Source organism: Candidatus Zixiibacteriota bacterium (assembly GCA_022865345.1).
Lineage (GTDB): Bacteria > Zixibacteria > MSB-5A5 > MSB-5A5 > RBG-16-43-9 > RBG-16-43-9.
Genome location: JALHSU010000140.1, coordinates 1 through 9,158 on the forward strand (window position 1 = coordinate 1; position 9,158 = coordinate 9,158).

At 41.5% G+C, this 9,158-nt stretch carries 10 protein-coding genes; 4 read left to right on the forward strand and 6 right to left on the reverse strand.

Annotated features, from left to right (window positions below; genetic code table 11):
• The 4 genes from MUP17_06530 to MUP17_06545 form a co-directional block, all read left to right on the forward strand.
• The coding region (locus tag MUP17_06530) for an extracellular solute-binding protein (GenBank protein ID MCJ7458628.1) at positions 1-595 on the forward strand (595 nt) is incomplete at its 5' end.
• 138 nt (positions 596-733) lie between these two features.
• Positions 734-1,153, forward strand: a complete 420-nt coding sequence (locus MUP17_06535; protein MCJ7458629.1) for a GyrI-like domain-containing protein — start codon at positions 734-736, stop codon at positions 1,151-1,153.
• Between the two features lie 85 nt (positions 1,154-1,238).
• Positions 1,239-2,111: a sugar ABC transporter permease gene (locus MUP17_06540; GenBank protein ID MCJ7458630.1), complete on the forward strand. Its 873-nt coding sequence runs from the start codon at positions 1,239-1,241 to the stop codon at positions 2,109-2,111.
• Between the two features lie 215 nt (positions 2,112-2,326).
• Complete coding sequence (locus tag MUP17_06545) at positions 2,327-3,154, forward strand: carbohydrate ABC transporter permease (protein MCJ7458631.1); 828 nt, start codon at positions 2,327-2,329, stop codon at positions 3,152-3,154.
• Between the two features lie 330 nt (positions 3,155-3,484).
• On the opposite strand, the gene MUP17_06550 is transcribed toward MUP17_06545, so the two are convergent.
• From MUP17_06550 to MUP17_06575, 6 genes are all read right to left on the reverse strand, one after another.
• Positions 3,485-3,823 carry an Mth938-like domain-containing protein gene (locus tag MUP17_06550; GenBank protein MCJ7458632.1) on the reverse strand — a complete coding sequence of 113 codons (339 nt, stop codon included), beginning with the start codon at positions 3,821-3,823 and terminating at the stop codon, positions 3,485-3,487.
• Positions 3,824-3,838: 15 nt separating this feature from the next.
• Complete coding sequence (locus MUP17_06555) at positions 3,839-5,695, reverse strand: N-acetylmuramoyl-L-alanine amidase (GenBank protein MCJ7458633.1); 1,857 nt, start codon at positions 5,693-5,695, stop codon at positions 3,839-3,841.
• Positions 5,696-5,752: 57 nt separating this feature from the next.
• A complete protein-coding gene (locus MUP17_06560; GenBank protein MCJ7458634.1) occupies positions 5,753-6,145 on the reverse strand; it encodes a four helix bundle protein in 393 nt (130 codons plus the stop codon).
• A gap of 18 nt (positions 6,146-6,163) precedes the next feature.
• Complete coding sequence (locus MUP17_06565) at positions 6,164-7,162, reverse strand: dipeptide epimerase (protein ID MCJ7458635.1); 999 nt, start codon at positions 7,160-7,162, stop codon at positions 6,164-6,166.
• A 159-nt stretch (positions 7,163-7,321) separates the two neighbouring features.
• Positions 7,322-8,461 carry an alanine racemase gene (gene alr, locus MUP17_06570; GenBank protein ID MCJ7458636.1) on the reverse strand — a complete coding sequence of 380 codons (1,140 nt, stop codon included), beginning with the start codon at positions 8,459-8,461 and terminating at the stop codon, positions 7,322-7,324.
• 176 nt (positions 8,462-8,637) lie between these two features.
• The coding region (locus MUP17_06575; GenBank protein MCJ7458637.1) for a PorV/PorQ family protein at positions 8,638-9,158 on the reverse strand (521 nt) is incomplete at its 5' end.

Here is a 9,158-nt window from a genome sequence, read left to right on the forward strand (position 1 = left end):
CGACCAGAAAACTTCTGAGATAAACTCTCCTGCAGGAAAAGAAGCTTTAGAGTTCTATAAAAAGTTGGCTGAACAAGGAACCATTGATAATCAGAGAATGCTGGATGAAGGTTTCAAGCAGGGGAAAATCGGCTTTTTGATATCAGGCGGATGGCTTTTGAACGACATCCAGAAAAATCTGCCTAATCTAAACTTTGGAGTTTGTCTTATACCTAAGTCCGAAAAAGGGAATTTCTCTTCATTTGCTGGAGGAGAGTTCTTGGTAATCAGTAATAAATGCAAGAACCCGGAAGCTGCTTTAAGATTCGTTCAGTATCTGATTAGAAAAGACAATTCCTTAAAGCTCTGTAAATCGATAGGCTCAGCTATCCCTTCAGCCAAAGGATCCGAACTTGACCCTTACTATCAGAACAACAAAAATCTTTTGGTTTTTCAGGAACAGCTAAAATATGCCCAGACCTCACCTGCTACACCTAAGTGGGTTTATATCGAGGAGATAATCGAAAAGGCAGTTGAGCAGGTGATGTACGATAAGAAGACCCCTTCTCAGGCACTGGATGAGGCGAAAATGGAGATAGATAAGATATTAAAATGAAAAGACCTCACAGCTGATTATCTTGATTAAGCAGAGATTAAAAAGCAAGAACCTTAAGCCATTTTCATCAGCTTAATCCGTTCAATCAGCTGCGAATCCTACTTATCAATATTCAAAAAGGTTTGAAAAGAAGTCAATATGAACAAATCGAATATTGTAGAATTTAAGAGCAAAAAAATAATGTATGTCAAAACCTCTGATATACCCTCAGATGTCCCCAAGGCGTTTGAAAAATTAGAAAGTCATTTGCTTACTCTTAAAGGGAGAAAGTTCTATGGCGCATTTTTTTATAACCAGGGGAACCCTTTTTACTGGGCTTGCGTCGAGATAAAAGAAGGAGATAATTTAAATAATCCTGAGCTAGAAATCGGAATGCTCCCCGCTGGCAAATATGCCACCAGGAAATTAAAAAAATGGTCAGATGAGAAAGATATACCTAAAAAGATCGTTGGAACATTTGAAGAGATGTCCAAAGAGTTCGAAGTTGATAGAGAAAGACCAGAAATAGAATTTTATAGAAGCCAATCTGAACTTATTTTGATGATGCCTGTAAAATAATTTTTGCTATTCGTAGCGCGACCCTTTAGGGTTGCATAGCGAGGCTGAAGCCTCGCACTACGACATGCACAAACCCTTCTGACTTATGCCCAAACCTAAAACCACTTTTATTTTTCTTTTACCCTGGATAATAATTCTGCTTTTATTCTGGCTTTTTCCTTTAGTTTATTCTTTTTTCTTAAGCTTTACCCGATATTCAGTCTTAACCGCAAAAGCGGACTGGATCGGGTCTGCTAATTATTTCAGACTCTTACAGGACCCGGATTTCTGGATTGCCTTGAAGAACACCTCATTTTTTGTCCTGGGGACCATTCCTTTTACGACTATCCTGGCACTGGTTCTGGCGATTTTAGTAAACCAGAAAATACCCTTGAGGGGATTCTTCCGGGCTGGGTATTTTGTCCCTTCGATCACGTCTTTAGTAGTCATTGCTTTGATTTTTACTCATCTATATGCCAGAGAGGGCTATTTTAATTTCCTTTTTCAATTATTGAAGCTACCTGCACCTGAAAAGGGATTCCTTTTTTCAGAGAAAACAGCTCTGCTTTCCATCATGCTGATGGATGTCTGGGTTTCTATTGGTTACTATATGCTGCTTTTCCTGGCTGCCCTGCAGGCAGTCCCTTTGGAGCTTTATGAGATATCTGATACTTTCGGGGCAAATTTCTGGCAGAAGTTCAGATTTGTCACCTTGCCCCATTTGAAACCGATGTTTCTTTTCGTAATCCTGATCAATACCATCAAATCTTTTCAGATATTCATTGAGGTTTTCGTGATGACCAAAGGAGGTCCCTTGAATTCTACCCTGACAATGGTTTATCTGGTTTACGAGCAGGGGTTGCATAAATTCGATTTCGGCTATGCCTCAGCCATAGCTTATTGTCTTTTTTTTATCATAATGATTTTTTCACTCGTGCAGATGAAGGCTTTTGGACTGGGAAAAGGGATTGAAGATTAGTATGTGTCATTGCGAGAAGTCCATCTGGACGACAAAGCCCAGATGGGCCTCGCCCGTAGGCTCGCAAAGATAGAATAAGTAGTTGTTCGATTTACTGAGCTCTATGTTGCTTGTCATTCTGAGGGAGTCCAAACGGACGATCGAAGAATCCCCGCAATTCTGTTTGCAATAGATTCTTCGCCCGTAAGGCTCAGAATGACAATGAAGAAAACAAGATGAGAATAAGAGATAAAATCTTCCGCTGGGTTTTATTTTTAATCCTTCTATGCATCTTGAGCGGGATGCTATTCCCGATGTACTGGATGGTCAAGACCTCTTTAACTAAAGAAACCGGCTATGTTTTGAATTTTACAGACCTTTTACCTGGAAGGTCGACCCTGAAAAATTATCAAGATGTCTGGTCCTCTGCTCCTTTTTTGAGATTTTTCTTAAATAGTCTGGTTGTAGCGATTCTTGTAACCCTGGGGAATATTATCTTCTGCCTGATGGTTGGATATGCCTTTGCGCGCAGGGAGTTCGTCTTGAAAAACATCTTATTCATATCTGTGATTTTGGTTTTAATGATCCCTGCACATATAATCATCGTGCCCTTGTTTATCCTCATAAAAAAGTTAGGCTGGTATGATACCTACTTTGCCTTGATTATCCCCTGGCTGGTGAATCCGCTGGGAATATTTCTGATGAGGCAGTACATCCAGAATCTTCCTAAGGAATTGGAAGATGCTGCCAGGATAGACGGAGCAGGTGATTTTAAAATATTATTTAAGATCGTGATGCCTCTTTGTAAACCGGCTTTAGCAGTGTTAGCCATTCAGGTTTTCCTGGTCAACTGGAATTCGTTCCTGTTCCCGTTTATCTTGACCTCATCTGAGAAGATGCGCACCCTGCCTGTAGCTTTAGCCTTGTATCAGGGTTACCAGACCATCGATTGGCCCCATCTTATGGCTGCCTCAACCATTTGCGCACTGCCGGTGATAATCTTGTTCTTATTTCTTCAGCGCCAGATAATCTCCGGACTAACAGCCGGGGCATTGAAGCAATAAAAAACAAAAAAAGGGGAAATGGAAGATATAAAGTAAATGCATGTTCAAGTTCGTAGAGACGCATCGCATGCGTCTCTATGTTTTTTTTTTAGCGACCTTAAAAGGGTCACACTAATAAAATCTATTTTCCCTTTCTTTATATGGAGAAGCTGGTAGGCGCAACCTTTAGGTTGCGGAAAAATGGAACAGTCCTCGAAACGCAGACTAAAAGTCTGCGGCTACCAAGCCGTTCTCTTCCTTTCAGGAAAGGGTTAGGGTCAGGTCATTCATGCCTAGGTGAGGAAATTCTCTCCCTATAACAAAATTCAAACTCTCAACGCCAAACTTTTTTTAGCAGGTCAGATGAAAAAGTGCGATCACCTTCTCTTTGGGAGAAAGCTCATTGTAGGTTTTAACAGCCTTTTTGGTATCCTCTACTATCAGCTTGATCCCTTTCAACAGGATGTAGTCCTCAGTCTCCGGAAGGACCTTAAGCACCGCATTAAAACCCGTGCCCACGATGACGGTATCAGGTTTTTCTTTGACCACGCTCTTGACATCCTCCAGCCGCAGCTCGTGACCTGATTTTCTCCACCAGGTAGAATCTATCCGATCCGGATAAAGAATCAGGTCAGCAGTGTATTTCTCCCCGTTGATGACCATCTTACCAAACTCGTAAGAGTCAATCATATTCTTCTCCTTCAATTATTTTTCTTTCAGATAATTTAATATCCCCTGATAGATTCCAAAAGCACATTTTTTTTGAAAATTTTCATCCCTCAAAAGGATCTCCTGTTCCGGGTAGATAATGAAAGCACATTCTACCAAAACCGAGAGGAGCTGGTAGGGCCGGGTCAGGGCGAAGTTGGCATAATACAGCCCCTGATCCGGGATCAGCAGGTCTGAGACAAGCTCTTTTTGAATAGCTCTGGCAAGCTCCAAGCTTTGAGGATGATAATAGTAAGTCGAAACCCCGTTATTCATAAAAGGGTTGACCCCATCCGGCAGGGCATTATTATGAATGCTGATCAGGAGATGGCAGCGGTTTTCTATTGCCTTTTTGGGTCTTTCGTAGATACTCACACCCTCCATACCATAACGAGTCATAAAAACCTCTGCTCCGGCTCTTTCCAGAAGATATCTCAGTTTTAAAGCTATTTCTAAATTTACTACTTTCTCTTCTAATCCAGTGGGGCCCACTGCACCGCTTTCTGGAGAATGTCCGGGATCTATGCAGATTCTTAAGCCTTTGAGCCGGTATTTCACAACTGGCTCTTTTCTAATCTCCAGATAAAGCTCGTTTCCCTGAAAATAAATATCATATCCCCAGAACCTTTTCTGCTTAAGATAAATCTTCAACTGGAACACTCTTTTCTCCAGCTGCTCCCATTTGATCTCTCTGATGACTTTATCCTTTAAATCGTATCTTATCCAGTCGGTGTCCGAATTTCCTCCGTAGAGTTTCAAAATCAAGACCGGTGGAGAAAATTCCTGTTCTACCTCATAAGGTAATTTCTGTTTAAGCGGTATTCTTATCAAGGTCCGATCATCTTGCGTCTCGGTTCTGATGAACTTTATCTCACTTTCCGGAAGAGGCGTGCCCGAGGGTAAAAAGTTCAATGCCTCAGCTTTTGCCCATCCATCTATGTTCTGAGCCAGTCTGAGCCTGATCCAGTCCCCACTTCTTCCATTTGCCAAAAACCTTACTCCCTGGGGTTGGTACAGGAGAAGGTATCCTCTGCCGGGACCTGTGCGGACAATAGTTGAAGTGTCCTTTAATTCTACGATTTGAGGCACTGTTTCCTCTTTTATAGTCACCTTACCAGGAGCAGAATCAGCCAGACAGACCAGCATCTTTTCCTGGTCAAAACAGGCCTGAGCAGGAAAATAAAATAAATCTGGATTTTGAATTTTCTTACTGAGCTCAAAAACTATGGTCCCATTTTCGATTCTATCTCCAGGCTTGATTTTGTAAAGACCAGTATATACGCCATCTGGCACGGTCGAGTCTTTTTTCCCCCCTTTTCCAAACACGCCTTCGCCCCAGAACACGCTTTCAGACTTTGCGGATTCAGTCATCGGAAGAAATGAAGTCATTCCTTCTATGTAAAAGGAAGCAGAACAGCCAGGAGTCCCCCTGAAGCTGGTCTGGACTATATCTCCAGAAGTCAGCACCATGTCCTGAGAAGGAGCTTTATCATAAGTCTCTATGCGCAAACTATCTTTTGGCGTGGGGCGATGTGGAAAAGGAACCTTGACTTTTACCTCTTTTTTGGAAATCCCGCCCTGATTCATAGCCTCAAGCTGAAAGACGAAATCTCCCGGCTTTAAAGGAAGATATGCCAGAAATGCACCGTTTTTATGTACTTCTATGTACTGATCATTTATTACCAGGTCCGAACCGGGAGTAACGGACCCGAAGATGAAAGTAGAGTCAGTTGAAGTGATTTCCTTGCCTTCTGGAGGGTAAACGACATTAATTTTAGGAAGGCTATTTATCTCAACAGAATAAGCTTCTATAAAGAGAATTAAGGTAATTATCAAAATTACTTTAAATTTCATAGTTCAATGGTTCAATAGTTCAAGGGATAAAATCTAAAAAATCTTAAAGATTCATTCTTAAGCTTCCTTGTATTTATCACCTTTTAGTTTGGACCGCTTCAGATAAGCAATAAAATTTGAGAGCATACCCGAAACCTTCAAAGCTAGCTCCTTTGCTTTTTCTAGTTCTTCTTTATTAATATAACCCTGATCAAGAGCGATCAATAACTGCGTTCGAACTTCTCCACAGGATGCTTTTGCGATGTACAAGAATTGAATGAATTCAGTATTCGAGCCCCGCTCATAGCCTTCAGCGATATTGGACATCACTGATATGGTCGCCCTTCTAATTTGATCGACAAGACTGAAATCCCTTCGAAAGTTCTGCTTCTTAGTAAGAGAGTAGACATTATTGACTAACTCTCTGGCTCTCTGCCAGACCAAAAGCTCCTCTATGCTTTTTGCTTTCATACACTTTGAACCGTTAAACTATTGAACCTTTTTTATCCCCAACCCTGGCAAATCATTTAAAATCCATTTCCCATTTTTTAATTCCGGTCCGGAATAAGGATCGTTGGAGATCAGAAGGTTGCCGTCTAAGTCCACGTAGTCAACCAGAGGAGCTATCTGGGCCGCGGTGGAGATCCCCACCGAGCTTTCGATCATACAACCTAACATCACCTTCAGATTACAGGCTCTGGCAGTATGAATCATCTTAAGTGCTTCTCTTATCCCTCCGCATTTCATCAGCTTGATATTTATTCCGTCAGCTTTCCCCATATACTGAGGTATATCCTTTGAAGTCATCAACCATTCGTCTACGAAGATAGGTATATCCGTATTTTCCCGGATTATCCTCAAGTCCTCTAAATTCCCCGGTGGAATAGGCTGTTCGAGCAATTCAATATCGAACTTCTCTAAAACCTTAAGCTTCTTTAAAGCTTCTTTTAAATCCCAACCACAATTGGCATCCAGCCTGATTTTAGCATCTGTCACCTCTCTAATTGCCTCGACCATCTTAAGGTCATTTTCAACTCCTACTTTCACCTTATAGACCAAAAATCCTGAAGCTTCCTTGACCTTCTCCTGCATTCTCTTGATAGTATCCAGCCCGATAGTATATGAGGTCCCTATCTCTTTCTTGCTAATTCCCAACAGCTTATGAACAGGCAGGTTCAGTCTTTTACCTATCAGGTCGTGCAGTGCCAGGTCAATACCTGCCTTCGCAGAAAAGTTGCCAGCAATTCTGCTGTTGATTTTTTCCAGGGCACTTTCGATCTCCAGAGGATCATCCCCCAGCTCATTTCTGAAAAGCTCCAGAACCGCTTTCACGGTTCCCTCGTTCTCTCTATAGTAGGTTGAAGGAGAAGCTTCTCCTATCCCCTCGTCTATCCTTACATAGACAACTTTCTTCGTATCAATAGAACTGCGAGAGATAGAGAAAGTCTCTTTTAATTTCAGTTCAAAAGACTCATATTTTAGTTCCATCTTCTATTCCTTTTTTCCCTACGTTTTCCTCGTCGGGTCAGGAGACCCGATGCTCCATCCTTTATTTGTCATCCGCCATACTTATATAATCCGCTTAATCTGTCCTAATCAGCTGTGAATTTTTTTTAGACTTTAGACTATAGACTTTGGACTTTAGCCTTATTTTAAGCAGACCCTGGGCAACCTTTTTCCCATCCTGGAGACTATCTCATAACTGAAGCTTTTTGCCCATCCGGCTATCTGGTGAACCTCGATTTTCTCTTTTCCCTGTTTGCCCAGGAGAATTACCTCTTCACCTGTTTCAACTTCCGGCAGATCTGTTAAATCGACCATAAAAGCATCCATACACACCCTGCCTATTATAGGCACTCTTTTACCTTTGACCAAAACCTCTCCCTTATTGGAAAGTTGCCAGGGATAACCATCTGCATACCCTAAGGGGACGGTCCCAACTCTTGTCCTCCTTTTGGTGATAAAGGTTCTGCCATAACCGACTGATTCTCCCTTTTCCACCTCTTTTATTTGAACGATCCTGCTCTTTAAACTCATCACCGGATTGACTTCCACTCTTTTAGCCAGCTTTGGTGAGGGGTAAATACCGTACATCAATATACCTACTCTAACCTGGTCAAAATAACTCTGGGGCAATTTTAAAAAAGCACCAGAATTGGCAATCGATCTAACCAGACGATAGCCATTTAGTTCTTCTAACTGTTTAACTGTTTTTTTGAAGAGGTAAAGTTGTTCTTCTGCAAAATCTTTATCCGTATCCTCGGTAGTGGAAAATTGAGATAGAACTCCTTTAAGTCTGATGTTTTTAAGCTGTTGAAGCCCCCTGACAAAATCCAGGGAAGAAGAAGGTTCTATTCCGTACCTCCGCATCCCCGTGTCTATTTTGAGGTAGACCTCAGCAACTTTATTTTGTCTTCTTGCTTCCTTATCAAGATGATTGACGAAACCTAAATCAGTAACCACGGCCTGGAGGCCATATTCTATTATCTTTCTTTCTCTATCATAACATTCAGGAGATAAAATTAAAATCGACGCTTTAATCCCATTCTCCCTTAATTCTATCCCCTCTTCTAAGAAAGCCACTCCTAAAGAGCCTGCACCATTTTTCAAGGCTACTTTGGAGACCTCATACGACCCGTGCCCGTATCCGTCTGCCTTAACTACGGCCAGAAGCTCAACTTTTTTGCCTGATCTTCTTTTGATATTTCTGACGTTAGCAGCTAACGCCTTCAGGTCTATCTCTAAATAAGCCGGACGAAGATATCGATTCTTATTTTCTTTTATCATATCGAAATCTAAAGTTATATTTTGAAGTCTATATATTTAATTATCGAGACCTTGTCAAGAAAATTAAACGAGAGAGAATAGTCATTTTTACCAGACAGATTTCAAGCTCGATTTATGAAGTAAAAAAAACGCTGGCCTTTGATCAAAGCCAGCGTTTTAACCTAGAACAATATCTCTTAGAAGCCTATCCCGAAGGTGAAACGATGAACCTGTTCCAGTCTGCCAAAATCTGCGAAGGCGTAGTCGAACTTGACATTAAAATTCGAGCTAAGCTTGTAGATTAAGCCTGCTCCCGCGGTGAAACCCCTCTCATAACCAGTCTCGCTACAATACTCATATCCTAATCGCGTGAAAAAGGTCTTCTTATAAGAATACTCCAATCCAAATGCTCCTAATTCCCTTCCATCATTTGGCTGAATGCCATCTAAGTTTGCAGTCAGAAGGTTATTCCCATTCTCCAGGAAATTATAAGCTAACCCAATACGGAAAAGCAAAGGCAAAGGATAGGACTGGCTCTCCACATCTACCGGAACATCCTGATAGGTCGGAGGAGCACCCGGGAAAATCTGGACTTCATGTTTTAACTGTTGACCGCTATATCTCATATCCGTCCCAAAATTAGACATGCTCATTCCCAGTTTCAGACTTCTAAAACCAGTTTCATACTGGAGCCCAAGATCAAATGCTAAACCATTAG

Bases quoted from the DNA above. Each gene is read 5' to 3' on its own strand.
- MUP17_06550 (MCJ7458632.1), bottom strand. From the start codon at position 3,823: ATGATTGACTCTTACGAGTTTGGTAAGATGGTCATCAACGGGGAGAAA.
- alr (MCJ7458636.1), bottom strand. From the start codon at position 8,461: ATGATAAAAGAAAATAAGAATCGATATCTTCGTCCGGCTTATTTAGAG.
- MUP17_06555 (MCJ7458633.1), bottom strand. From the start codon at position 5,695: ATGAAATTTAAAGTAATTTTGATAATTACCTTAATTCTCTTTATAGAA.
- MUP17_06540 (MCJ7458630.1), top strand. From the start codon at position 1,239: ATGCCCAAACCTAAAACCACTTTTATTTTTCTTTTACCCTGGATAATA.
- MUP17_06535 (MCJ7458629.1), top strand. From the start codon at position 734: ATGAACAAATCGAATATTGTAGAATTTAAGAGCAAAAAAATAATGTAT.
- MUP17_06565 (MCJ7458635.1), bottom strand. From the start codon at position 7,162: ATGGAACTAAAATATGAGTCTTTTGAACTGAAATTAAAAGAGACTTTC.
- MUP17_06560 (MCJ7458634.1), bottom strand. From the start codon at position 6,145: ATGAAAGCAAAAAGCATAGAGGAGCTTTTGGTCTGGCAGAGAGCCAGA.
- MUP17_06545 (MCJ7458631.1), top strand. From the start codon at position 2,327: ATGAGAATAAGAGATAAAATCTTCCGCTGGGTTTTATTTTTAATCCTT.